Genomic DNA, 22,271 nt, shown 5'->3' on the forward strand with positions numbered 1-22,271 from the left:
ACCGGGCTGATGGCCGGGTTGGGGATCGGCTCGGCGCCGCACGCCCATGCCGGTTGTCAAGACAATCCCCTGCTGTTCTTCTCCACCGCCCAGAAGTGTGATGGGCCGATTCAGCCCGACGGCAGTTGGCAGCGGTGTGTGATCTACTACTACGAACCACCGAAATCACCGCCGTCGCAGCAAGACTGCCATCAGATGGGGCCGCTGGGCCGGCAGTATCCGTTCCACTCGTTCTACCAACCGGAGACCCACATCGGCCCGTAGCGGTGCTCAGTCCATCAACATCGCGGCCACCGTCGCGCCGAGCTCCCAGCACGCTTCCAGTTCATCTTTGTCGGGCTTGGCGGAGACGACGACGTAGTCGGCGGCTTTGAGCCATCCCAGGCCCGTCGTGATGGAGTCGACGGCGCGTTCGGCTCCCTCGGTGCCTTCATTGCCGTGCAGATACAACCCGAAGGGCCGGCCGCGGGTGGAATCCAGAATCGGGTAGTAACACACGTCGAAGGCGTGCTTGAGGGCCCCGCTGAGATAGCCCAGGTTGGCCGGGCTGCCCAGCAGGTAGCCGTCGGCGGACAGCATGTCGGTCGGCGACACCGACAGCGCCGCCCGCCGCACCACCTCCACGCCCTCGATCTCCGGAGCGCTCGCACCGGACACGACGGCCTCGAACATCGCCTGACAGTAGGGCGAAGGTGTGTGGTGGACCACCAGCAGCGTCTTGCTCATCGGCTCTCCTGCAGTCGGACCGCGGTCTTCATCGCCTCCCGCGCCCGACGACGGTCCCCGGCGAACTCATAGGCCCGGGCCAGCCGGTACCAGCGCCGCCAGTCGTCGGGCTCGGCATCGAGTTCGTCGCGAACCGTCCGGAACAGCGCATCGGCCGCGTCGCGTTCGATGCGGCCGGACGGGCGTCGCGGTAGCGCGCCGGCCTCGAGTTCCATCCCGTCGGCGGCGATCAGCCGCGACAGCCGCTGGTGAGCGAAGCCGTCGCGCAACGTGGCGACCATCGCCCACAGCCCGATGAACGGCATGATCAGCAGCGCCAGCCCCATCCCGATCGCCGGCGCCGATCCGGAACCGATGAGCAGCACCGCGGTCCGGCCCAGAAACACCAGATACATCAGCAACGCCAGGCACATGAAGGCGATGAGCGCCTTCGTTCGCGCGGCCGCCGACACCTTGACCACGGCTAGTCCAGGTCGAGGAGGGGTTCGATGCCGATCGTCAGCCCGGGAAAGCCGGCGACGCGGCGCACCGCCAACAGCACCCCGGGAACGAACGACGTCCGGTCGATGCTGTCGTGCCGGATGGTCAGCGTCTCCCCCATGGTGCCGAACAGCACTTCCTGATGGGCGACCAGCCCGGCCAGCCGTACCGAATGCACCGGGACACCGTCCACATCGGCGCCGCGGGCTCCCGGGAGGCCGGTACTGGTGGCATCGGGGTTGGCCGGTAGGCCTTTTCGGGCCTCGGCGATCAACGCCGCGGTGCGGGTCGCGGTACCCGACGGCGCGTCGGCCTTGTGTGGATGGTGCAGCTCGATGACCTCGACCGATTCGAAGAACTTGGCGGCCTGGACCGCGAAGTGCATCGACAGCACCGCTCCGATGGCGAAGTTGGGTGCGATCAGCACCGCCGCACCGGGTTTGGCCTCCAGCCAGGACCGCACCTGCGCGAGCCGCTCCGCGGTGAATCCCGTGGTGCCGACTACGGCGTGAATGCCGTTGTCGATCAAGAACTTCAGGTTGTCCATCACGACGTCGGGGTGGGTGAAGTCGATCACGACCTCGGTGTCACCGTCGGTCAGCAGGCTCAGCGAGTCACCGGCGTCGACCTCGGCGGACAGGGTCAGATCATCGGCGTCACGCACCGCCGCCACCATGGTGGCGCCGACTTTGCCCCTGGCGCCCAGCACTGCTACCCGCATGGCTGCCACCCTAGCGGCAGTGGGCCTCAGGACACCTCTCGGCGGGTCTCGCCGGGCCGGTCGGCATCCGCGAGGCGTTCGGCCACGAAGCGGCACATGAGATCGAACGCCGCCCGGCTGTCCGGCAGGAACGGGAACAGCGCCGGGAAGGCGTGCAGTTGCCGCGCCCACAGCTCCAGTCGGCTGGACCGGCCCAGTTGCTGCAGCGCGGCGTGCAGCCGTTCGGCATCGCAGCGCAGGATCTCCGACTCGGCCGCGATCAGCAGGGCCGGTGGCATCGTGTCGAGCCGGCCGTTGATCGGCGACAGTTCCTGGCGCAGCTTCGCCGAGGGGCACACCAGGTCGATGAGGTCGGGCAGCACCGCCGGTATCCCGAATGCGTCGGCGCTCTGGTTCGTGTGGGTGTCGCGCGCCACGCCGTCCAATTCCAGCAGCGCCGAGATCCCGACCACCCCGGCCGGGGCGGGCAGGCCGCGTTGTTGACCGGCCAGCGCCGTCGCGAACGCCAAAAAACCCCCGGCGGAGTCCCCGGCGAGCACCGTCTTGGCCGGGTCGGCGCCCTGGCTCAGCAGCCAGCGGTAGGCGCCGACGCAGTCGTCGACCGAACCGTCGACGGTGACCTGCGGGAATTGCCGATAGTCGGCGTGCACGACCGGCAACCGGGTGCGGCGGGCGAGTTTGGCCACCACATGCAGATGGGTGTCCAGGCCGCCGGTGATGAAGCCGCCACCATGGAAGTACAGGATCGCGCCGCCGGTGAACGCCTGGCCCAGCGGTCGGGACCGCTCGACTCGGCGGACGACCTCGACGGGGACGGCTGCGCCGGTGCCGCGGGTGAAGCCGACACCGAGGAACGGCCGCACTCGTTGCAGCCTGGCGATGGTGTTGATCCGTCGGCCCATCGTCGTCATCCGGCCGGCCACCGTCCCGCTGCCGGCGTGCAACACCAGTCGCCGCACCAGGCGCGGCGTGACGGCGTTCGCGACGGCGAAAATGAGCTTGGCGGGCAGACTTGCGGAATGGATCGGACCGGCTCCGGACATCCGGGCAGTCTAGGGGCAGATCGCCGGCGAGCGCTGCGGTTTGACCCGAACCGCCTGCGTATCAGGGCCGCCGACGCTCAAGCGTCGATCACGATCCGGCCACCGCGGGCCCTCGATACGCAGACCAGCATCTCGTCGGCCTCCTCGGCGGTGCGGCCGCGCCGGTCGACGTCACCGGAGACAACCTTTACCTTGCAGGTTCCGCAGAACCCCTGTCGGCACGAGCATGGCGTCGTCGGATCGGCGTCGAGCATCACGTCCAGTGCCGAGCGGTCCGCGGGGATCAGCAGCAGCCGACCGGACCGGGCCAGCTCCAGCTCGAAGGGCACACCGTCGACCACCGGCGGCGGGCTGAACCGCTCGTAGTGCAGCGGCGCTGGAACAGCCGCGCCATGCTCGTCTCGGGCGATCCGCACCGCTTCGAGCATCGCGGTCGGGCCACACACATACACCGCGGTTCGCGGACCGGCTCCGGCGAGTAGTTCCGCGGTGCTGGCGAACCGGCCGTGCTCGTCGTCGGCCCACACCGTGACCCGCTCCGGGTCTACTGCCAGCACCTCGTCGAGCAACGGCATGTCGGCCCGACTGCGGCCGGCATACACTGCGCGCCAGTCGATTCGACGCTGGGCGGCCTCGCGCAGCATCGGCAGCATCGGAGTCACCCCGATCCCGCCGATGACGAACAGCACGTCGCTCTCGTCGGTCCCGAGATAGAACGCATTGCGGGGGCCCTCGAAAACCAGGGTGTCACCCACCGCGTAGGCCTCGTGCATCTCGACCGACCCGCCACCGCCGTCGTCGAGTCGGCGCACCGCGATGCGGTACTCGGTGCGCCGGCCGGGCACCCCGCACAGCGAGTACTGCCGGCGACGACCCGACGGCAACTGCACGTCGATGTGACCGCCCGGAGTCCAGGACGGCAGCAGCCCGCCGTCGGGTTGGGCGAGGGTCAGCGCCACCACGTCCGGGGTCAGCATCTCGCGCTTGGTGACGACGGCCTCGATCGTCCGCGAGACCGGCACCACCCGCGACGGCTTCCAGCGCGACAGCGCGGCTACCCCGCTGAAGATCGTCACCGCTCCCCAGAGCATGTTGAAGAACCGGTCGTGCTTACGCCGGCCGTACAGGTCAGCGGGGCGGGATCGCCAGATCTCCTGCGCCATCTCAGCTTTGCCGCATGTCGCTGTCGGGGGTGTCCGCGCTGCCGATCCTGTTCTGCTCCACCCACTCGTCGGTGAGCCGGGCGATGATCTCGGGGCGGTCCGTCACCACCCAGTGCCCGCCGTCGATGTCGAGCACCCGGTTCCGGGGCGGTATCGCGCCGGTGAATCGCTGTACGGCAGGGCTGACGAAGAGATCCAGGCGCGGCGCCAGCACCTGTACGGCGACCTCGGTGGTGGGCAGCGGGGTGGCCGGTTTGAACAGCGGCCTGGGCATGTTCGCCCGGTAGAGATTGAGTCCGTTGAGGTAGTCGTTGTCGCCCCGCAGCGTTTCCCACGGGCTGGCACCGGAGCGGCCGATGCGCTCCAGTGTCGCGATGAGTTTGCCGCCGAAACCGGACCGGAAGATCGCCTCTGGCAACCGGGGGGTCAAAAACAGCCAGATGTAAGCCGACTCCAACACCTGCCGGGCGACGGCGAGCAGCGTCCGGGGGTTGCGGGGCGATCGCAGGAACTTGCCCGCGTAATCCAGATGCGGCCCCGAAATCGAGGTGTAGGAAGCAACTTTGGGCCCGACGACGGGATCCGTCACCGCCGCCCAGCCCTGGATCGAACCCCAGTCGTGGCCCAGCAGATGGACGTCGTCGACCCCGAGATGCTCGATGACCGTACCGACGTCGGCGATCAGCTGGGGCAGCCGATAGCCGGACCGGTCCGGCGGCGGCGACGACACCCCCGCACCGCGCACGTCGTAGGCGACGATGTTGTATTTGCCCGGGTGGTTCTCCAGCAGCTTGTGCGCCACCCCGTCCCAGACGTGGTGGTTGTCCGGGTAGCCGTGGATGGCCAGGATGGTGGGGCGCCGCGGGTCGACGTCGGTGTAGGCGTGCACCGCCAGGGCCACCCCGTCGGTTGCCGTCACAGTGGTCTGAGAGTTCATCGACTGCAGTCCTTTCCGGCTCGGCACCGATCAGTGCGTGGCACGAGCGGCAGGTGACACCGCCAGGTAGTTGACCGCCTTCTCCACCCCGCCGAGCTGCGCCGGATGGAAGCCCGGCCGGTAGTAGGAGGCGATGGCGGGCATGAACTCGAACGGAGCGGGAACCAGCCCGCGGCGCGCCACCACAAACCAGTCCCGCCAGCGCGGTTTGACTCCCGCCGGCAATTCCGGGTCCACCTTGTACATGTACCGCAGCCCGCGCACCCACAGCCACAGCATCAGCGGCGTGACGATCAGCTGGGTGCGGACCTGCCGGAGGTATCCGGCGCGCAGGTGCTTCATCACATCGAAGGCGACGGCCTTGTGCTCGACCTCTTCGGCGCCGTGCCAGCGAAGCATGTCCAGCATCGCCGGGTGCGCTCCGGACTCATCCAGTGCCGGGCTGTCGAGGACCCACTCGCCCAGAATCGCCGTGTAATGCTCGACGGCGGCGATCAGCGACACCCGTTCCAGCAGCCAGCGCTGCCGGCGGCGTTTGCTCCAGTGCGGGCGGTCGCCGAGCAACTTCTCGAACAGCCACTTGATCTGGGCGGTGAACGGCGCCATGTCGACGCCGCGGCTGGCGAGGTGGTCGACAACACCGGCGTGCGCCTGGGAATGGATGGCCTCCTGCCCGATGAACCCCTGGACATCGAGGCGCAGTTGGTCGTCTTTGATCAGCGGCAGGGCCTGCTTGAACACCTCGACGAAGAACTCCTCGCCGGCGGGCAACAACAGATGCAGCACATTGCAGAAGTGGGTGGCGAAGGGTTCGCCGGGCACATAGTGCACCGGCAGGTCCGACCAGTCGAATGCGACGTCGCGGGCCTGGAGCACGATGCGCTCGTGGTCCTGCGCCCCAGTACCGTGCGGGCCTGCGGCTCGGTCATCAACCGAAAGCATGGCAACTCCTTCACCGAGCGTGTTTACAAAACCATATTCGATGTCGTTGTCCTCGACAAGGGCCCCGTAAACGTCTAAGGGATTGCCGGTTCTCGTGGCTCGTTGCTTGGCCCGATCATAACGGTACCGCCGGTACCGGGGCATCCCGTAGAACGCCGCGGAGGTGTCCGTCGCGTTAATCGAGACCCGGGATATTGACAGCTCTGTAAATATCTCGCGGCGAACGTTAAGACGTTGTTAACCCGCTTGGAGTTCGGCCGCACGGTCAGGAAACGTGTCGGATGTTCCCAGGAAACGTTGAGGCACAGCCTGTCCGGTCTTAGACCGGTCGTTTGCCTTGTCTGCCATTGTTTTAAGGAGAGCTTCTTGTCGTTCCTCACCGCAGATCCCGAAGCGTTGCGGGCCGCCGCCGACTGCTTGTCGAGCACCGGGGTCGCACTCGCCTCCCAGAACACCGCCGCGCAAGTTCCCACGACCGGGGTGCTGCCCCCGGCCGCCGACGAGGTCTCGGCGATGCTGGCCGCACGCTTCACCACCCAGGCACAGCACTACCACCAAGTCAGCGCTCACGCCGCCGCCATTCACGAGATGTTCGTGGCGACCCTCAATGGCAGCGCGAACACCTATGCCGTCGCTGAAGCCGCCAACGCGGTCGCGGCCGGGTAGAGCAGGAGACGCACCCATGGATTTCGCAGCGCTACCGCCGGAGGTCAACTCCGCACGGATGTACGCCGGCCCCGGTTCAGGGTCGCTGGTGGCTGCTTCGGCTGCCTGGACTGAGCTGGCCGCCGAACTGCACACCGCTGCCGCGAGCTACCGAGCAGTGGTAACCGAGCTGACCAGCGGCGCATGGCTGGGTGCGTCGTCGACGAAGATGGCGGCGGCGGCGGCACCGTATGCCACCTGGCTCACCGCCACCGCCGAGCAGGCGGAACTGACCGGCGCCCAGGCGATGGCCGCGGCCACGGCCCATTCGGGCGCGTTCGCCATGACCGTTCCGCCGCCGGCCATCGCCGCCAACCGAGCGCAGTTGGCCACCCTGGTCGCAACGAACTTCTTCGGTCAAAACGCCCCGGCCATCGCCGCCACCGAGGCCCTCTACGGCGAGATGTGGGCGCAGGACGCGGCAGCGATGTACGGCTATGCCGCAGCCGCTGAGGTCGCATCGGAGATGGTCCCGTTCACCGCGCCGCCCCAGACCGCAGACCCGGCCGGCGTGGCGACGCAAGGTGCCGCTGCCGCCGAGGCGTTGGGGCAGGGAGCCGCGCAAGCCACCGTCAACCAGGCAATGCAGGCGATGCCGCATGCGATGGCCGGGGCGGCGGACGCGACGTCGCTGATGCTTCCCGACATTTTCAGCGACCTGGCCACGCTGGGCGCCGCCCCGGTGTCGACCTTCATGCTCACCGCGATCATCGCCGCCTTCATACCCGAGTACATCCTGGGTGCCGCCGGGCTCCCGGCACCCTTCGGCCTAGAGGCGTTGTCGGCCACGTCCTTTGCGGCGGGCCTGCCGCTGGGTCTGATACCGGTCGAGGGCGCCACCGCCACCCTGTCGTCGGCGGCGATGTCGGCGGGCCTGGGCAATGCGGCCTCGGTCAGCGGGTTGTCGGTTCCCAAGGCCTGGGCCACAGCCGCCCCGGAAATGCGGCTGGCCGCAGCCGAGTTCTCGACGGCCAACGTCGTCGCGGGCGAACGCGCCGCCGGAATGTTCAGCGGCATGCCGCTATTCGGTGGTGCACCGCTGATGGCGATGGACGGGCGCGGCGGCGCCGGGTCCCGAAACCACAAGGCATCCGAGGAGGACGCCAAACGCAAGGCCGTCAAGGGACGACGGTCGACCATGTGGTGACCGGCTCAATCCGACGCCAACCCGGACACGATGTCGGCAGCCGGACCCGAACGGGCGGCGCGATATGCGGTCCCGGCCCACAGGCTGGTGCCGTGCGGGTCATCCATGGCCACCGCCGCCGCCCGGATGGGGGTGGTCATGTGGTTGATCTCGGGGTATCCCACCGGCGCCACGTTGTCGAAGGCTCGCGTGAAGTCGTTCTCCAGGCCGCGGGCATACCGGCCGGAGAACGCGCACGTCACCGTGGTGTTGCCGAATTCCGGGTTGGTCAGCGCCGCCCGGTGCGTCGGGTTGGTGCCCGCCTCATCGGCCAGCAGCAGTGCGGTACCGACCTGCGCGGCCACCGCGCCACGCCGCAACACCCCGGCCACAGCGGCAGCGGTGCCCAGACCACCGGCCGCCACCAGCGGGACATCGCCGTGGGCATGGCCGATCTCGGCCAGGAGATCCTCCAGGCTGTCATTGCCCGGCTGCATGTCGGGGGCGAACGTGCCGCGGTGGCCACCGGCGTCGGGACCCTGCACCACCAGCACCTCGGCGCCGTGTGCCACCGCGATGCCGGCCTCGTAGGCCGACGTCACCGTGACCATGGTCAGGATGCGCAACGCGCGCAGTCTCGCCAGCTGGTCGGGCGAAGGCGTCCCGAACGTGAACGACACCGCGGTGGGCCGCAGGTCGGCGATCACCTCGAGCTTCTCCGGCCAGCAGTCGTCGTCGCCGAAGCGGGGCCGGCCCAGCTCGACGCCGTAGTGTTCGGCCAGTGGGTCCAACAGATCGGCGTAATCGTCGAGCAGCACCACGTCGGCGACGCTGGGTTGGGGCACAAAGAGATTGGCGCCGATCGGTCCGGTGGTGGCGTCGCGCGCGGCGGTGATCTCGTCGGCCAACTGTTGCGGAGTGCGGTAACCGCCGGCGACGAATCCCAGGCCACCGGCCGCAGACACCGCCGCGGCGAGCGCCGGCGTGCTGGGACCCCCGGCCATGGGAGCACCGACCAACGGGATCGCGAGTTCGGAGAAGCTGAACACCATCCCCCTAGCCTGCCATCGACCGCAACCGCCGCGGCAGCGCCCCTTTCGACCGGTACGGGCCGAGAACGGCGACACCGTAGGGCCGGTGCAACAGTCGCTTCGCCACGGCGTTGACCTCCTCGACGGTGACCGCGGACAGTTCCCGCAGCGTGCGGGAGATGGGCCGGTGCCGGCCGTAGTTCAGTTCGGTGCGGCCCAACCGGTTCATCCGCGAACCCGAGTCCTCCAGGCCCAACACCAGCCCGCCACGCAGCGACCCCTTCGCGATCCGGCATTCCTCGGCGGTGATGCCGTCGCGTGCCACCGAGTCGAGCACCTCGGCGGTCACGGCCGCCACCTCGGCGAACCGCTCCGGCTGGCAGGCGGTGTAGACCGACAGCGCACCCGCGTCGGCGAAGGTGTCCACCGACGAGTAAATCGAGTACGCCAGCCCGCGGGACTCCCGAACCTCTTGGAACAGCCGGGAACTGAGGCCCCCACCGAGAGCAGTGTTCAGCACGGCCAGCGCCTGGCGGTGCTGCCAGTAGCGCCCCGGGACCCGCACCCCCAGCGACATGTGGGTCTGATCGGCGTCGCGATTGATCAGGGTCAACCCGGGGGCACCGGGCATCCGGGCGGTGCCACGTCGCGGTGCGGCGGGCCGCTGACCACGGATCAGCCGGTGCCCGAAGTGTTCTCGTACCAGTGCCACCACCGTCTCGTGGTCGACATTGCCCGCCACCGCCACCACCATGCGCTCGGGTGTGTAACGGCGCTGGTGAAACGAGCGCAACTGCTTGGCCGTCATCGTCGACACCGACTCGACATTGCCGATCACCGGCCGTCCGATCGGATGGTCGCCGAACAGCGTCGAGGCGAACACATCACCCAGGGCGTCCTCGGGATCGTCATCGCGCATCGCGAGTTCCTCGAGCACCACGTCGCGCTCGAGGTCGACGTCAGCGGCCGCGCAGGATCCGTTGAGCACCACGTCGCTCACCAGTGCGACGGCCAACTCCAGGTCGGTGTCGAGCACGTGGGCGTAGTAGCAGGTGTGCTCCTTGCCGGTGAAGGCGTTGAGCTCACCGCCGACGGCGTCCATGGTCTGGGCGATGCCAGTCGCCGTGCGGGTCGGGGTGGCCTTGAACAGCAAGTGCTCCAAGAAGTGCGCCGCCCCGGCCACCGTGGCGCCCTCGTCACGTGATCCGACGCCGACCCAGACGCCCACCGATGCCGAACGGACCGCCGGGAGGTACTCGGTGACGACCCGTAGCCCGCCCGGCAGGGTGGTGCGTCGCAGTGTGGCGCGCGCGATGTCAGCTCTCGGTTGCCGCGGCATCGACAGGCTGAGCGGACCCCTGGCCTGAGTCGGCCGACTCAGCCGAATCTTCCACGGGCACCAGCGAGATCTTGCCGCGGTTGTCGATGTCGGCGATCTCCACCCGCAGCTTGTCGCCGACCTTGACGACGTCCTCGACCTTGGCGACCCGCTTGCCCTTGCCGAGCTTGGAGATGTGCACCAGCCCGTCGCGGCCCGGCAGCAGCGACACGAACGCGCCGAAGTCGGTGGTCTTGACCACCGTGCCCAGGAACCGCTCGCCGATCTTCGGCAGCTGCGGGTTGGCGATCGCGTTGATCTTGTCGATCGCGGCCTGCGCCGACGGGCCGTCGGTGGCACCGACGAACACGGTGCCGTCGTCCTCGATGGAGATCTGGGCGCCGGTCTCCTCGGTGATCGAGTTGATCATCTTGCCCTTGGGCCCGATCACCTCGCCGATCTTGTCCACCGGAACCTTGATGGTGGTGACCCGCGGCGCGTAGGGGCTCATCTCGTCGGGGGCGTCGATGGCCTCGGCCATCACCTCCAGGATGGTCAACCGGGCATCTTTGGCCTGCGCCAGCGCACCCGCGAGCACCTGGGACGGAATGCCGTCGAGCTTGGTGTCGAGCTGCAGCGCGGTGACGAAGTCCTTGGTGCCGGCCACCTTGAAGTCCATGTCGCCGAACGCGTCCTCGGCGCCCAGGATGTCGGTGAGCGCGACGAACCGGCGTTCGGTCTTACCGTCGACCTCGACATCGTCGGAGACCAGGCCCATCGCGATGCCGGCGACCGGAGCTTTCAGCGGCACGCCCGCGTTGAGCAGTGACAGCGTGGAGGCGCAGACCGAGCCCATCGAGGTGGAACCGTTGGAGCTCAGCGCCTCCGACACCTGCCGGATGGCGTAGGGGAACTCCTCGACACTGGGCAGCACCGGAACCAGCGCCCGCTCCGCCAGCGCGCCGTGGCCGATCTCGCGGCGCTTGGGCGAGCCGACCCGGCCGGTCTCACCGGTGGAATACGGCGGGAAGTTGTAGTGGTGCATGTACCGCTTGGAGGTCTCCGGCCCCAGCGAGTCGATCTGCTGCGCCATCTTCATCATGTCCAGCGTGGTCACGCCCATGATCTGGGTCTCGCCCCGCTCGAACAGCGCGCTGCCGTGCGCCCGGGGCACCACCGCGACCTCGGCGCTCAGGGCCCGGATGTCGGTGATCCCGCGGCCGTCGATGCGGAAGTGATCGGTCAGAATCCGCTGCCGAACCAGCTTCTTGGTCAGGCTGCGGTAGGCCGCGCTGATCTCCTTCTCGCGGCCCTCGTAGGTTTCGGCGAGCCGCTCGATGACCTCGGCCTTGATCTCCTCGGTGCGCTCGTCGCGCTCGGCCTTGCCGGCGATGGTCAGCGCCTTGGCCAGCTCATCGGTGGCGACCGACGCCACCGAGTAGTAGACGTCGTCACCGTAAGGCGGGAACAGCGGGTACTCGGCGGTCGGGCGGGCGGCGGCATCGGCCAGCTCCTGCTGGGCCTTGCACAGCGCCGCGATGAACGGCTTGGCCGCCTCCAGGCCCTCGGCCACCACGGTCTCGGTGGGCGCCTGCGCGCCGGCTTCGATGAGCTCGATGACGTTGTCGGTGGCCTCGGCCTCGACCATCATGATCGCGACGTCACCATCGTCGACGGCCCGTCCGGCCAGCACCATGTCGAAGGTCGCGCGCTCGAGCTGCTCGATCGTGGGGAACGCCACCCAGGTGCCGTCGATCAGCGCCACCCGCGCCGCGCCGACCGGGCCGGAGAACGGCAGGCCGGCAAGCTGGGTGGAGGCCGACGCGGCGTTGATCGCCACCACGTCGTAGAGCTCCTTGGGGTCCAGGCTCAGCACGGTCACCACCACCTGGACCTCGTTGCGCAGGCCCTCGACGAACGACGGGCGCAGCGGGCGATCGGTGAGCCGGCAGGTCAGGATGGCGTCGGTGGACGGCCGGCCCTCGCGGCGGAAGAACGAACCCGGGATCCGCCCGGCGGCGTACATCCGCTCCTCGACGTCGACGGTGAGCGGGAAGAAGTCGAAATGATCTTTGGGAGCCTTGCTGGCGGTGGTCGCCGACAACAGCATGGTCTCGTCGTCGAGGTAGGCGACGACGCTGCCGGCGGCCTGCTGGGCCAGCCGGCCGGTCTCGAAGCGAATGGTGCGGGTGCCGAAGCTCCCGTTGTCGAGGGTGGCGGTGGACTCGAAAACGCCTTCTTCAATTTCAATTGCAGACATGGACGCCCGTGCGGCCTTCCTGGTTCGTTCAGCTGTTTCGCGACGCCAGACATAGACCAGCGACGAACCTGGATGCGGCTACGGTCGTCGATCGAAGCGGCCGGATTCTGCACGAACGTTCAGACCCGGCTGCCACTACCGAAGACCGCCCGACACAGGTCTGGCTGATCGCGGGAACGTGTCCCGTCGTGACGTGCCGGAGTGACGCGCGCGGACTGCGCGGGCCACACCGATGCCCGGGCGGAACCCGGAACGGTCTTACTCTACACGGCGGCGTTGTCGCCGAATGTCAGCGCCGCAGGCCCAGGCGCTCGATGAGCGAGCGGTAACGCGCCACATCGACCTGGGCGAGGTACTTGAGCAGACGACGACGCCGGCCGACCAGCAGCAGCAGCCCACGCCGGGAGTGGTGGTCGTGCTTGTGGGTCTTGAGGTGCTCGGTGAGATCGGTGATCCGCTTGGTCAGCAACGCGACCTGCGCCTCCGGCGATCCGGTGTCGGTCTCGTGCAGGCCGTAGCTGCCCAGGATCTCTTTTTTCTGCTCGGCGGTCAGCGCCACGAAAACATCTCCATCAATATCGTCCCGCGAATGAAATGACGGCGGCCACCGCGGACTGCAGCACGCCGAGGGGCGAGTCTAGCAGCGCCTCGGGCACCCTTCCCAATCGTGCGAGCGGTCAGCCTTCGGCCAGCAGGTCGCGGGTCTTCTCCACGTCCGTGTTCATCACCGCCACCAGATCCGCCACGGCGTCGAATTTCTCCTGCCCGCGGATCCGGCTGACGAAGTCGACGGCCACCCGTTGTCCGTACAGATCGGCGGTTTGGTCGAGCACGAACGCCTCAACGGTGCGCGCCCGCCCGGAAAAGGTCGGGTTGGTGCCCACCGACACCGCAGCCCGGCAACGCTGACCGGCGACGACGGTGCCCGGCACCGGGCCGTGTCCCAGCACGGTGAACCACGCGGCATACACCCCGTCGGCGGGGATGGCCGCATACGCCGACGGCGCCACGTTGGCCGTCGGGAAGCCCAAGTCACGTCCGCGGCCGTCGCCGCGCACCACCAGTCCCTCGACGCGATGCGGCCGCCCCAGCGCCTCGGCCGCCGCGACGACGTCGCCGGCGTCCACGCATGACCGGATATAGGTCGAGGAGAAGGTGACCGGCTGCGTCATGTCCGAGTCGGCGCGCTCGGCCACCAGCGAAACCGACTGCACCGCGAACCCGAACTGTTCGCCGGCGCGGCGCAGCGTCTCGACGTTGCCCGCCGCCTTGCGCCCGAAGGTGAAGTTCTCCCCGACCACCACTTCCACCACGTGCAGATGCTCAACCAGCAGTTCGTGGATGTAGCGGTCGGGGGTGAGCTTCATGAAGTCGGGGGTGAACGGAATGACCAGGAACACGTCGACGCCGGCCTGCTCGACCAGCTCGGCGCGGCGCGCCAAGGTGGTGAGCTGAGCCGGGTGGTTGCCCGGGTAGACAACCTCCATCGGATGCGGATCGAAGGTCATCAACACCGTCGGCACCCCGCGGGCCTTGCCGGCCTTCACCGCGTGCGCGATCAGTTCGGCATGGCCACGGTGCACACCGTCGAACACTCCGATGGTGAGCACGCACCTGCCCCAGTCTGTGGGGATCTCGTCCTGCCCCCGCCACCGTTGCACACCCGCAAGCCTAAACTGTGTGCCGTGAGCCCTTGGGAGCAGTCGGACGGGCTGACTACCGTCGCTCAGGACTACCTGAAGGTCATCTGGACCGCGCAGGAATGGTCACCCGACAAGGTCAGCACCAAGATGCTGGCCGAGAAGATCGGCGTCTCGGCGAGCACCGCCTCGGAGTCGATCCGCAAACTCGCCGACGCCGGCCTGGTGGACCACGAGAAGTACGGCGCGGTGAGCCTCACCGATGAGGGTCGCCGGGCGGCGCTGGCCATGGTGCGCCGGCACCGTTTGATCGAGACGTTCCTGGTGCGCGAGCTGGGCTACAGCTGGGACGAGGTGCACGACGAGGCCGAGGTGCTCGAGCACGCGGTCTCCGACGCGCTGGTGGACCGCATTGACGCCAAGTTGGGATTCCCGCAGCGTGACCCGCACGGCGACCCGATCCCGGCGGCAGACGGGCGGGTGCCCACTCCCCCGGCACGCCAGTTGTGGGAATGCGCCGAGGGTGACTCCGGGACCGTCGCGCGGATCTCCGATGCCGACCCGGAAATGCTGCGTTACTTCGACGGGGTGGGCATCAGCCTCGATGCCCGGGTGCACGTTCTCACCCGCCGAGACTTCGCCGGGATCATCTCGGTGGCCCTGGCGCCTCCCGGGGCACCCGACGGGGAACAGACCATGATCGACCTGGGAAGCCCCGCCGCGCAGGCGATCTGGATGGTCTAGCCGCTATCTCAGGTGGCCGGCGAGTTCACCTTCGGGACCGAAGAGTTCTCGCTGCCAATATGCGACGAGTTCGGCGGTGTCGATCTGGTCGGGGTGAAAATCCCGCTTCTTGAAGGGCCGCATGTCGCCGTAGAAGCCCTGCCACATCGGGTTGCGGAGCATCTGCACGGTCTCCCGCAGGATGCGCAACGGTTGACGGCGCCCCTCGACGTCGACGGTGGCGATAGACAGCCACGTGAACAGCACCAGGATCGGTATCCCGCAGTTCTGCGCGAAGCGCATCCAACGGATGCGTGTCGATTCGGGAACACCGATGGCCCGGTAGACGTCGAACGCGACCGATTTGTGTTCCAGTTCTTCCAGCGCATGCCAGTTGAGCAGGTTACGAATCTCGGGGTCATACATCATCGTCTGGATTTCCGGGCGCTTGAGAATGTTCGCCGCCCACACCGCGGTGAAATGTTCTGCGGCCACCGTGAATCCGAGGAAGAAATGGCGAAGTCTCGGCAGCCGGCCCGGGTCGGGGTACTGCTTGTCGAGGAACTTCTCCATACGCTCGGTGCTGCCCAGCAGGTACTCGAACCAGGCGGTCGGATATCCCATCGCCGTCAGCTGCTCGTTGAGTTCCCGGTGCTGCAAACCGTGCGTCTTCTCCTGCCCGATGAAGCCGGTGACCCGCTTCTTCAGATCGGGGTCGTCGATGACGTCGACGTAGCGGCGAACCGACCGCACGAAGATGTCCTCGCCCGGCGGAAAGATCGCCGACAGGATCGCCACCAGGTGGCTGAACACCATGCTGCCGTCGGCGAAATACTTGTCTGTCGGAGGTGCATCGTTGAACCCGAAGTTCATCCGCCGCACCGTCAGATCCACCACATCGTGAGAAGCAACCATGAGGACCAGCCTGGCCGACGCGAGTGGTCCTGGGAATGCGCGAATCGGACAGTGATTTGATCGATTCGGACACCCGCTCAGGCTTTGGCGCGACGGTGTCTGCTCGGCGGCGTCCCGGTCCACCGACTGAAGGCGCGGGTGAAGGCGGCGGTCTCGGAATAGCCCAGCTGACGTGCCGTCTCCTCGACGGTGAGCCCGGACTCGAGCAGGGCCACCGCGAGGGTCACCCGAACCTCATCCACCAGCGCGCGGTAGCTGGTGTGTTCGGCCGCGAGGCGGCGATGCAGCGTGCGCTCGGTGATGCAGAGCTCGTCGGCGATCTCGGCCATGGCCGGCAGCTGGCCGGGATCGCGAACCAGGCGGGAGCGCACCAGCGCGGCCAGCCCGCGGCGCTGACGGCGCGACTCCAACAACTCCTCACACTGCTGAGCGCACGTCAGTGCGGTCGCGGCGTCGGCGGCCGGCATCGCCAGCGCCAGCGCATTCGCCGGGATGGAAATCGCGGCGCGTGTCGACGCCAGGTCCAACTCGACTGTCAGCCAGGGAAATTCCAGCCGATCAACCGGGAAGTCGATCCCGGGGAGTTCCACTTTCAGTGCGATCGTGGACTCCAACTGTCCGATCAGCAGCGGCGCGACGTTGATCACGGCGAACATGTCACGTTCGAGCATGAACTCGCGCACGTCGGCGGGAACAGCGCTGTTGTCGAATTCCAGGACCGCACCATCGTCGGTGTCGCAGCGGGTCAGGCGGTGAAATGTCGATGACAGCGCCGCGTACCGGCAGGCGATGTTGACCGCATCACCCAGCGTCGGGCTCGCCAGCAATGCATAACCGAGAATCCCCATGTTGGCGAAGTTGTACTGAACCCCGACGGCGCAGGCGAACTCGTGCGGATCATCAACACGCGCGAGAATGTTACGGACGATTGCCAGCTCCTGACCGGCTTGGACTTCGGTGGCACCGTCCTCGATGTCGGCCACACCGAGATCGGTTCCCGCCAGGCAGTCCTCGGCATCGATGCCCTGCAGCCGGGCCGCCGCCAGCAGATGCCGGCAGGTCGCCGCGGGCCGCGGAATATCCCAATCCGCCTGCGCGGCACCACAGATCGACACATGTCCGAATGTATCAAATTTGGATCGGGTAGCTCCTACCGCACTACGATTTGCCGATGGCAAAACTTGAACTGTCCCGTGAGCTGTCGCTGCCTCCCGCCGAAGCCTGGTCCCACGCATCGAATCTAACCGAGTTGGGCGACTGGTTGTCCCTGCATCAGGGATGGCGTTGTGAGATCCCAGCCGAACTCGAGGCGGGAATGACCCTGGTCGGGGTGGCGGGAGCCAAGGGGATGCGCAACCGCGTCACCTGGACGGTCCGCAAGGTCGACCCACCGGCGATGCTGGAGCTCACCGGCGACGGAGTGGGCGGCACCAAATACGCACTGACCCTGGCGATCGCCCCGACGGCATCGGGATCGAAGTTCACCCTGCGGATGGACCTGGGTGGCCGGCCGCTGTTCGGCCCAATCGGGGCCACCGCGGCCCGCGCGGTCAAGGGCGACATCGAGCGGTCCATCAAGCGCTTCGAATCGCTGTACGCCTGAATCGTCAACCGCCGACACCCGCTCGGGCGTGACAGAACCCACTCCCCTTTCACCGGCGCGGATGCCGCAGCGACCTCAACACCGGGCAGCACCGGACTGGCGGCAATGATCGCCCGGTCGGCCACCGACCGCAGTCGGGCCAGCAGCCAGCGGTTCGACAGCACTACGTTCAATGTCGCGGTGAAGACCACGCGCGACACCCGGCTATACGTGAGCCGATCAGCACGAGTGATCGACCGGCGGCGCAGCCTCATTGGCTCAGCAGCCCCTTGGCGATGTGGGTGACCTGGACCTCATTGCTGCCGGCGTAGATCATCAGTGACTTGGCGTCGCGGGCCAGTTGCTCGACGCGGTACTCGGCCATGTAACCGTTGCCGCCGAACAGCTGCACCGCGTCCATCGCCACCTCCGTGGCGGCCTCCGACGAGTACAGCTTGATCGCCGAGGCCTCGGCCAACGACGGCAGCCGGCCGGCCTGCACCTTCTCGATGGTCTGGAACACCATGTTCTGCACGTTGATTCGGGCGACTTCCATCTTGGCCAGCTTGAGCTGGATCAGCTGGAATTGCCCGATGTTCTGGCCCCACAGCGTGCGGGTCTTGGCGTAGTCCAGACACAGCCGGTGACATTCGTTGATGATGCCCAGCGCCATCAGCGCCACGCCGACCCGTTCGCCCGCGAAGTTGGCCCGCGCGCTCTCCCGGCCGTCGCCGCCGGTGTGCTGCTCGGTTTCGCCGAGCAGCCGGTCGGGGGTCAGCCGCACGTTGTCGAAGAACAGCTCCCCGGTCGGCGAGGACATCATGCCCATCTTCTTGAACGGCTTGCCCTGGGTCAGCCCCGGCATCCCGGCCTCGAGCACGAACGTCAGCACCGGCCGGTGTCGCTTGTCGACCGCCGAACCGTCGTCGAGCTTGGCGTAGACGATCAGCACATCGGCGTAGGGACCGTTGGTGATGAACGTCTTCTGCCCGTTGAGGATGTAGTCCTCACCGTCGCGCCGGACGTAGGTTTTCATGCCGCCGAAGGCGTCCGAGCCGGCATCCGGTTCGGTGATCGCCCAGCAGGCGATCTTGTCCAGCGTCATCAGGTCGGGCAGCCAGCGCTCCTTCTGCGCCAGCGTGCCGCGGCTGGCGATGGTCGCCGCGCCAAGCCCCAACGAGACACCGATCGTGCTCAGCAAGCCGATGCTCACGCCGGAGAGCTCCGAGACCATCACCGCGGCCATCGACAGTTGGCCGCCGAGGTCGCCGAGCCCCCCGCCGCCCGAGGACTTCTTGCCCCCCGCCTCGGGCTCCGTGCCGTCGGCCTTGGCGCGTTGGCGTTCCAGCATCGACTTGACCGCTTCGCCGGCCATCACGTCCAAGCCGAACTCAGAAAACAGCTTGCGTGCGATCGGGAACGGTGAGATTTCACCGCTTTCCAGCTCGTCCAGGTGCGGGCGGATCTCTTTGTCGATGAACTCACGCACGGTGTCGCGCATGATCTCGTCGGTGTCGGACCATTCGATCATGGCAGCCTCGCCGCGATGTCGTCGATTGCCCACACGCCGTCGGTCTCGATGGTGGCCACGTCATGCCAGCCGGCCAGCCGCGAGATCGCACCGCCCTGCACCGCGAACACCGTGCCGGTGACCGGACACTTGTCGGTAGCCAAGTAGGCGACCAGCGGCGAGATGTTGGCGGGTGCGAACAGGTCCACCTCTCCTTCCTCCGGTTCGGCCATCAACGCGCCCATCCCGGGGGTTGCCAAGGTGAGCCGGGTGCGCGCGATCGGCGCGATCGCGTTGACCCGCACTCCGTAGCGGTCCAGCTCCTCGGCGGCGATCAGGGTCAACGCGGCGATTCCGGCCTTGGCCGCACCGTAGTTGGCCTGCCCGGCGTTGGGCAGTGTCACCCCGGAGCCCGAGGCGGTGTTGATCACCGCGGCGTTGGGTTGATCCCCTGCCTTGGACTGTGTCTTCCAGTAGGCGGCGGCGTGGTGCAGCATCGCGAAGTGCCCCTTGAGGTGCACGTTGATCACCGCGTCCCACTGCGATTCCGCCATTCCGGGAATGAAGGCGTCCCGCAGGATCCCGGCGTTGTTGACCAGCACGTCGAGCCGGCCGAACTCGTCGATGGCCTGCTGTACGATCCCGCTGGCAGACCCCCAGTCCGACACGCTGTCGGTGTTGGCGACTGCCCGCCCGCCGGCGGCGACGATCTCATCGACCACCTGCTGAGCCGGGCCGGCGTCGGCGCCTTCCCCGGCGTTGCTGCCGCCCAGGTCGTTGACGACGACGGCGGCCCCTTCCGCGGCGAACAGCAGCGCGTGCTCGCGGCCGATACCGCGTCCGGCGCCGGTGATGACAGCGACCCGGCCTGCTAATGCTCCCATCAGTTCTCCTCTGCAATCACAGCTAATCCGTCGGTAATAGCGAACTCGTCCGTGCCCATGCGCGCCGTCTCGAACGCATAGCGGGTAAGCCCGCCGTCGGATCCCGCTTTCCAGATGCGGGTTTCCAGGTCGTCGCCGGGCAGCACCATCTTGGAGAACCGCACCGCGAATCGCTTGAGTCGAGCGACATCTGAGCCGGCGACCTCGGTGAGCACCGCCCAGGAGGTGAATGCCATGGTGCACAACCCGTGGGCGATGATGCCCGGCAGCCCGGCGTCGCGGGCCACCTCCTCATCGAGGTGAATCGGCATCGGGTCGCCCGATGCCGGCGAGTAACGGAACGTCTGGTCGGCGTCGATGTGCTGTGCCACCTTCGCGATCGGAGCCGAAGATCGCAGCGCGTCATCGAATCGGTGCGGCGGGCTCAGTTCCCCGACCGCTTTGCCGGCGGTGAAACCCCGCACGAAGCAGGTCACGTACTGCTCGTTGACCAGTTCACCGTCCTCCGTGCGGCATTCCACCAGGATCGCCGAGCGGGTACCTTTCTCCAGGCCCTCGTAGCCGATCATCTTGGCCCGCGACACCAGTTTGTCCCCCGGACGAATCGGCCGGTGGAAGTGAAAATCCTGCTCGCCGTGGACGACCCGGGGTATCAGCTCGATCGGCATCACTTCGACCGCCGGGGTGAGCATCGCCTCGAAGACCGGCACGATTCCGAACACCGGCGGCGCCACCTCTCCGGCCAGGTGTGCGGGGATCGGGTCATTGGTCGCCTTGGCGTACTCGGCGATCCGCTCGGCGGTCACCTCGAAACGCTCTTCGTCGGCCCAGGTGTTCAGACCGCTGTCGTCGAACTCCAGCTCGTCGCTCATACGTTCGCCGATGAGAACGCTTCGAGTTGCGCGAGCGTCTTGTCGAGTTGCTTGGCGCCGTCCTTCTCGACCGCCTTGGCCAGCGCACCCTTGATCAATGCACCCTCGAAGTCACCGGCCACGCTGAACTGCGAACCGTCACCGGCGGGGGTCACCGAGAACTCGAACTGGCATTTGACGCCGGCCATCCCGGTGCCCGACAGCGTCAAGCTGGTGGGGGCATCCACCTTGTCCACCGTCCATTCGATCTTGTTCGCCATGCCCAGCATCACGATCTTCGCGGTCAGCGACGAGCCCTCGGTCAGCGTGGCCGGCGGCTCGGACAGCCACTTCTCGTGGATGGTGAACCACTGGTCCCAGGTGGACGGGTCAGAAACCGTCTGCCACAGCGCGTCCGGGCTGACCTGCAGTTGCTTGGTTGCTTCGATGTGTCCCATGGGGGTATCTCCTTTTCTGTTCGGTTCAGCGCTCGGCGCGCTGGTAGGCGGTGACGACGGCCGCGCCGCCGAGTCCAATGTTGTGCTGCAGTGCGGCGGTGACCCCATCGACCTGGCGCTTGTCGGCGGCGCCGCGCAGCTGCCAGGTCAGCTCGGAGCACTGCGCCAGTCCGGTGGCGCCCAGCGGGTGCCCCTTGGAGATCAGGCCACCTGAGGGGTTCACCACCCACCGTCCGCCGTAGGTGGTGTCACCGTCGTCGATCAGCTTGGGCGCCTCGCCCTCACCGCACAGCCCGAGGGCCTCATAGAGCAGCAGTTCGTTGGCCGAGAAGCAGTCGTGCAGTTCGATCACCTGGAAGTCCTCCGGGCCGAGCCCCGACTGCTGGTAAACCCGCTGCGCGGCTTGAATGTTCATGTCATAGCCGATCAGGCTCTTGCAGGTTCCGTCGAAGGTCGACGCGAAGTCGGTGGTCATCGCCTGGCCGACGATCTCGACGGCCTGCGGTGCCAGGCCGTGGCGGTCCACGAAACCCTCGGACGCCAGGATCGCCGCACCGGAGCCGTCCGAGGTCGGCGAGCACTGCAGTTTGGTCAGCGGGTCGTAGATCATCCGTGCGCCCAGGATGTCGTCGAGGGAGTACTCCTCTTGGAACTGCGCGTACGGATTGTTCACCGAATGCTTGTGGTTCTTGTAGCCGATCTTGGCGAAATGCTCGGCGGTGGAACCGTATTGCTTCATGTGCTCCCGGCCGGCCGCGCCGAACATCCACGGCGCCGGCGGAAACAACACCTCTGAGATCTCGGCCAGCGCCAGGATGTGCTTCTCCATCGGCTGGGCCCGGTCGTCGTAGGACGCTTCCAGCGAACCCGGTTTCATCTTCTCGAAACCAAGCGCGATGGTGCAGTCCGCCAGCCCGCCCCGGATCGCCTGCGCGGCAAGGTAGAGCGCAGTCGATCCGGTGGAGCAGTTGTTGTTGACGTTGACGATCGGGATACCGGTCAGGCCGAGTTCGTAGAGCGCCCGCTGCCCCGACGTGGATTCCCCGTAGACATAGCCGACGTAGCCCTGCTCGACGTCCCGGTAGTCGATGCCGGCATCGGCGAGCGCCTTGGTCCCGGCCTCGCGGGCCATGTCCGGGTAGTCCCACGCCGATCCGTCGTCATTGGTTCGGCGGCCCGGCTTCTCGAACTTCGTCATGCCGACGCCGATCACATAGACCTTGTTTGCCATCACGCTCCGTTCATCGGGGTACCCA

General features: G+C 67.5%; 24 protein-coding genes. 5 read left to right on the top strand and 19 right to left on the bottom strand.

Translation table 11 applies throughout. The features are described 5' to 3' along the window. Positions 1 to 264: CDGP domain-containing protein (locus DQP56_RS12480; protein WP_112685839.1), on the top strand; the 264-nt coding region annotated here is incomplete at its 5' end. A gap of 6 nt (positions 265 to 270) precedes the next feature. On the opposite strand, the gene DQP56_RS12485 is transcribed toward DQP56_RS12480, so the two are convergent. The 7 genes from DQP56_RS12485 to DQP56_RS12515 form a co-directional block, all read right to left on the bottom strand. Then, positions 271 to 726 carry a flavodoxin family protein gene (locus DQP56_RS12485; protein WP_112685841.1) on the bottom strand — a complete coding sequence of 152 codons (456 nt, stop codon included), beginning with the start codon at positions 724 to 726 and terminating at the stop codon, positions 271 to 273. Continuing rightward, positions 723 to 1,139 (bottom strand): hypothetical protein, encoded by a 417-nt coding sequence (locus tag DQP56_RS12490; protein ID WP_435673858.1) that lies wholly within the window; start codon positions 1,137 to 1,139, stop codon positions 723 to 725. The genes DQP56_RS12485 and DQP56_RS12490 overlap by 4 nt, the downstream gene beginning before the upstream one ends. Before the next feature lie 50 nt (positions 1,140 to 1,189). Then, positions 1,190 to 1,927: a 4-hydroxy-tetrahydrodipicolinate reductase gene (dapB, locus tag DQP56_RS12495; RefSeq protein WP_112685843.1), complete on the bottom strand. Its 738-nt coding sequence runs from the start codon at positions 1,925 to 1,927 to the stop codon at positions 1,190 to 1,192. A gap of 26 nt (positions 1,928 to 1,953) precedes the next feature. Continuing rightward, positions 1,954 to 2,970, bottom strand: coding sequence for an alpha/beta hydrolase (locus DQP56_RS12500; protein WP_112685845.1), 1,017 nt, complete (start codon positions 2,968 to 2,970; stop codon positions 1,954 to 1,956). A gap of 77 nt (positions 2,971 to 3,047) precedes the next feature. Then, on the bottom strand, positions 3,048 to 4,133 hold the full coding sequence (locus DQP56_RS12505) for a PDR/VanB family oxidoreductase (protein ID WP_112685847.1): 1,086 nt from the start codon (positions 4,131 to 4,133) through the stop codon (positions 3,048 to 3,050). A gap of 1 nt (position 4,134) precedes the next feature. Further along, positions 4,135 to 5,070, bottom strand: a complete 936-nt coding sequence (locus tag DQP56_RS12510; protein WP_435673857.1) for an alpha/beta fold hydrolase — start codon at positions 5,068 to 5,070, stop codon at positions 4,135 to 4,137. Between the two features lie 30 nt (positions 5,071 to 5,100). Next, positions 5,101 to 6,012 carry a metal-dependent hydrolase gene (locus DQP56_RS12515; protein ID WP_112685851.1) on the bottom strand — a complete coding sequence of 304 codons (912 nt, stop codon included), beginning with the start codon at positions 6,010 to 6,012 and terminating at the stop codon, positions 5,101 to 5,103. Between the two features lie 366 nt (positions 6,013 to 6,378). Here DQP56_RS12515 and DQP56_RS12520 point away from each other — a divergent pair, with 366 nt between their 5' ends. Both DQP56_RS12520 and DQP56_RS25580 read left to right on the top strand, forming a co-directional pair. After that, positions 6,379 to 6,678 carry a PE family protein gene (locus DQP56_RS12520; RefSeq protein ID WP_112685853.1) on the top strand — a complete coding sequence of 100 codons (300 nt, stop codon included), beginning with the start codon at positions 6,379 to 6,381 and terminating at the stop codon, positions 6,676 to 6,678. 16 nt (positions 6,679 to 6,694) lie between these two features. After that, on the top strand, positions 6,695 to 7,864 hold the full coding sequence (locus tag DQP56_RS25580) for a PPE family protein (RefSeq protein ID WP_165825004.1): 1,170 nt from the start codon (positions 6,695 to 6,697) through the stop codon (positions 7,862 to 7,864). Between the two features lie 5 nt (positions 7,865 to 7,869). Here DQP56_RS25580 and DQP56_RS12530 read toward each other — a convergent pair whose 3' ends face one another. From DQP56_RS12530 to DQP56_RS12550, 5 genes are all read right to left on the bottom strand, one after another. Further along, positions 7,870 to 8,895, bottom strand: a complete 1,026-nt coding sequence (locus DQP56_RS12530; RefSeq protein WP_112685855.1) for a nitronate monooxygenase — start codon at positions 8,893 to 8,895, stop codon at positions 7,870 to 7,872. A 4-nt stretch (positions 8,896 to 8,899) separates the two neighbouring features. Continuing rightward, entirely contained in the window at positions 8,900 to 10,213 is a 1,314-nt protein-coding gene (locus DQP56_RS12535; RefSeq protein ID WP_112685857.1) for a M16 family metallopeptidase, read from the bottom strand. Further along, on the bottom strand, positions 10,191 to 12,452 hold the full coding sequence (locus tag DQP56_RS12540) for a polyribonucleotide nucleotidyltransferase (RefSeq protein WP_112685859.1): 2,262 nt from the start codon (positions 12,450 to 12,452) through the stop codon (positions 10,191 to 10,193). Before DQP56_RS12540 ends, DQP56_RS12535 begins: the two co-directional genes overlap by 23 nt. Before the next feature lie 289 nt (positions 12,453 to 12,741). Continuing rightward, positions 12,742 to 13,011, bottom strand: a complete 270-nt coding sequence (gene rpsO, locus DQP56_RS12545) for a 30S ribosomal protein S15 (protein ID WP_013829467.1) — start codon at positions 13,009 to 13,011, stop codon at positions 12,742 to 12,744. Positions 13,012 to 13,129: 118 nt separating this feature from the next. Continuing rightward, positions 13,130 to 14,113 (bottom strand): bifunctional riboflavin kinase/FAD synthetase, encoded by a 984-nt coding sequence (locus DQP56_RS12550; protein WP_165825005.1) that lies wholly within the window; start codon positions 14,111 to 14,113, stop codon positions 13,130 to 13,132. Positions 14,114 to 14,137: 24 nt separating this feature from the next. On the opposite strand from DQP56_RS12550, the gene mntR reads away from it, so the two are divergent. Then, the gene (gene mntR / locus DQP56_RS12555; RefSeq protein ID WP_112685863.1) at positions 14,138 to 14,836 is read left to right on the top strand and encodes a manganese-binding transcriptional regulator MntR; all 699 of its coding nucleotides are present in this window, start codon (positions 14,138 to 14,140) and stop codon (positions 14,834 to 14,836) included. Between the two features lie 3 nt (positions 14,837 to 14,839). On the opposite strand, the gene DQP56_RS12560 is transcribed toward mntR, so the two are convergent. After that, positions 14,840 to 15,730: a metal-dependent hydrolase gene (locus DQP56_RS12560; RefSeq protein ID WP_112685865.1), complete on the bottom strand. Its 891-nt coding sequence runs from the start codon at positions 15,728 to 15,730 to the stop codon at positions 14,840 to 14,842. Between the two features lie 77 nt (positions 15,731 to 15,807). Then, complete coding sequence (locus tag DQP56_RS12565) at positions 15,808 to 16,845, bottom strand: AraC family transcriptional regulator (RefSeq protein WP_165825006.1); 1,038 nt, start codon at positions 16,843 to 16,845, stop codon at positions 15,808 to 15,810. A 56-nt stretch (positions 16,846 to 16,901) separates the two neighbouring features. Here DQP56_RS12565 and DQP56_RS12570 point away from each other — a divergent pair, with 56 nt between their 5' ends. Then, on the top strand, positions 16,902 to 17,333 hold the full coding sequence (locus DQP56_RS12570) for a type II toxin-antitoxin system Rv0910 family toxin (protein ID WP_112685893.1): 432 nt from the start codon (positions 16,902 to 16,904) through the stop codon (positions 17,331 to 17,333). Between the two features lie 250 nt (positions 17,334 to 17,583). Here DQP56_RS12570 and DQP56_RS12575 read toward each other — a convergent pair whose 3' ends face one another. The 5 genes from DQP56_RS12575 to DQP56_RS12595 are packed head-to-tail and all read right to left on the bottom strand — an operon-like array spanning position 17,584 to position 22,246. After that, positions 17,584 to 18,843, bottom strand: coding sequence for an acyl-CoA dehydrogenase family protein (locus DQP56_RS12575; RefSeq protein ID WP_112685869.1), 1,260 nt, complete (start codon positions 18,841 to 18,843; stop codon positions 17,584 to 17,586). Further along, positions 18,840 to 19,706, bottom strand: coding sequence for an SDR family oxidoreductase (locus tag DQP56_RS12580; protein ID WP_112685871.1), 867 nt, complete (start codon positions 19,704 to 19,706; stop codon positions 18,840 to 18,842). The genes DQP56_RS12575 and DQP56_RS12580 overlap by 4 nt, the downstream gene beginning before the upstream one ends. Continuing rightward, positions 19,706 to 20,578: a MaoC/PaaZ C-terminal domain-containing protein gene (locus DQP56_RS12585; RefSeq protein WP_112685873.1), complete on the bottom strand. Its 873-nt coding sequence runs from the start codon at positions 20,576 to 20,578 to the stop codon at positions 19,706 to 19,708. Before DQP56_RS12585 ends, DQP56_RS12580 begins: the two co-directional genes overlap by 1 nt. Beyond that, complete coding sequence (locus tag DQP56_RS12590; RefSeq protein ID WP_112685875.1) at positions 20,575 to 21,015, bottom strand: type II toxin-antitoxin system Rv0910 family toxin; 441 nt, start codon at positions 21,013 to 21,015, stop codon at positions 20,575 to 20,577. The genes DQP56_RS12585 and DQP56_RS12590 overlap by 4 nt, the downstream gene beginning before the upstream one ends. Positions 21,016 to 21,040: 25 nt before the next feature. Next, positions 21,041 to 22,246: a lipid-transfer protein gene (locus tag DQP56_RS12595; RefSeq protein ID WP_112685877.1), complete on the bottom strand. Its 1,206-nt coding sequence runs from the start codon at positions 22,244 to 22,246 to the stop codon at positions 21,041 to 21,043. Positions 22,247 to 22,271 lie beyond the last annotated feature (25 nt).

Origin of the sequence: Mycolicibacter senuensis, assembly GCF_003284925.1 — a bacterium.
Taxonomy (GTDB): Bacteria; Actinomycetota; Actinomycetes; order Mycobacteriales; family Mycobacteriaceae; genus Mycobacterium; species Mycobacterium algericum_A.

Bases quoted from the DNA above. Each gene is read 5' to 3' on its own strand.
- DQP56_RS12485 (WP_112685841.1), bottom strand. From the start codon at position 726: ATGAGCAAGACGCTGCTGGTGGTCCACCACACACCTTCGCCCTACTGT.
- DQP56_RS12490 (WP_435673858.1), bottom strand. From the start codon at position 1,139: ATGTGCCTGGCGTTGCTGATGTATCTGGTGTTTCTGGGCCGGACCGCG.
- dapB (WP_112685843.1), bottom strand. From the start codon at position 1,927: ATGCGGGTAGCAGTGCTGGGCGCCAGGGGCAAAGTCGGCGCCACCATG.
- DQP56_RS12500 (WP_112685845.1), bottom strand. From the start codon at position 2,970: ATGTCCGGAGCCGGTCCGATCCATTCCGCAAGTCTGCCCGCCAAGCTC.
- DQP56_RS12505 (WP_112685847.1), bottom strand. From the start codon at position 4,133: ATGGCGCAGGAGATCTGGCGATCCCGCCCCGCTGACCTGTACGGCCGG.
- DQP56_RS12510 (WP_435673857.1), bottom strand. From the start codon at position 5,070: ATGAACTCTCAGACCACTGTGACGGCAACCGACGGGGTGGCCCTGGCG.
- DQP56_RS12515 (WP_112685851.1), bottom strand. From the start codon at position 6,012: ATGCTTTCGGTTGATGACCGAGCCGCAGGCCCGCACGGTACTGGGGCG.
- DQP56_RS25580 (WP_165825004.1), top strand. From the start codon at position 6,695: ATGGATTTCGCAGCGCTACCGCCGGAGGTCAACTCCGCACGGATGTAC.
- DQP56_RS12530 (WP_112685855.1), bottom strand. From the start codon at position 8,895: ATGGTGTTCAGCTTCTCCGAACTCGCGATCCCGTTGGTCGGTGCTCCC.
- DQP56_RS12535 (WP_112685857.1), bottom strand. From the start codon at position 10,213: ATGCCGCGGCAACCGAGAGCTGACATCGCGCGCGCCACACTGCGACGC.
- DQP56_RS12540 (WP_112685859.1), bottom strand. From the start codon at position 12,452: ATGTCTGCAATTGAAATTGAAGAAGGCGTTTTCGAGTCCACCGCCACC.
- DQP56_RS12560 (WP_112685865.1), bottom strand. From the start codon at position 15,730: ATGGTTGCTTCTCACGATGTGGTGGATCTGACGGTGCGGCGGATGAAC.
- DQP56_RS12570 (WP_112685893.1), top strand. From the start codon at position 16,902: ATGGCAAAACTTGAACTGTCCCGTGAGCTGTCGCTGCCTCCCGCCGAA.
- DQP56_RS12575 (WP_112685869.1), bottom strand. From the start codon at position 18,843: ATGATCGAATGGTCCGACACCGACGAGATCATGCGCGACACCGTGCGT.
- DQP56_RS12580 (WP_112685871.1), bottom strand. From the start codon at position 19,706: ATGGGAGCATTAGCAGGCCGGGTCGCTGTCATCACCGGCGCCGGACGC.
- DQP56_RS12585 (WP_112685873.1), bottom strand. From the start codon at position 20,578: ATGAGCGACGAGCTGGAGTTCGACGACAGCGGTCTGAACACCTGGGCC.
- DQP56_RS12590 (WP_112685875.1), bottom strand. From the start codon at position 21,015: ATGGGACACATCGAAGCAACCAAGCAACTGCAGGTCAGCCCGGACGCG.
- DQP56_RS12595 (WP_112685877.1), bottom strand. From the start codon at position 22,246: ATGGCAAACAAGGTCTATGTGATCGGCGTCGGCATGACGAAGTTCGAG.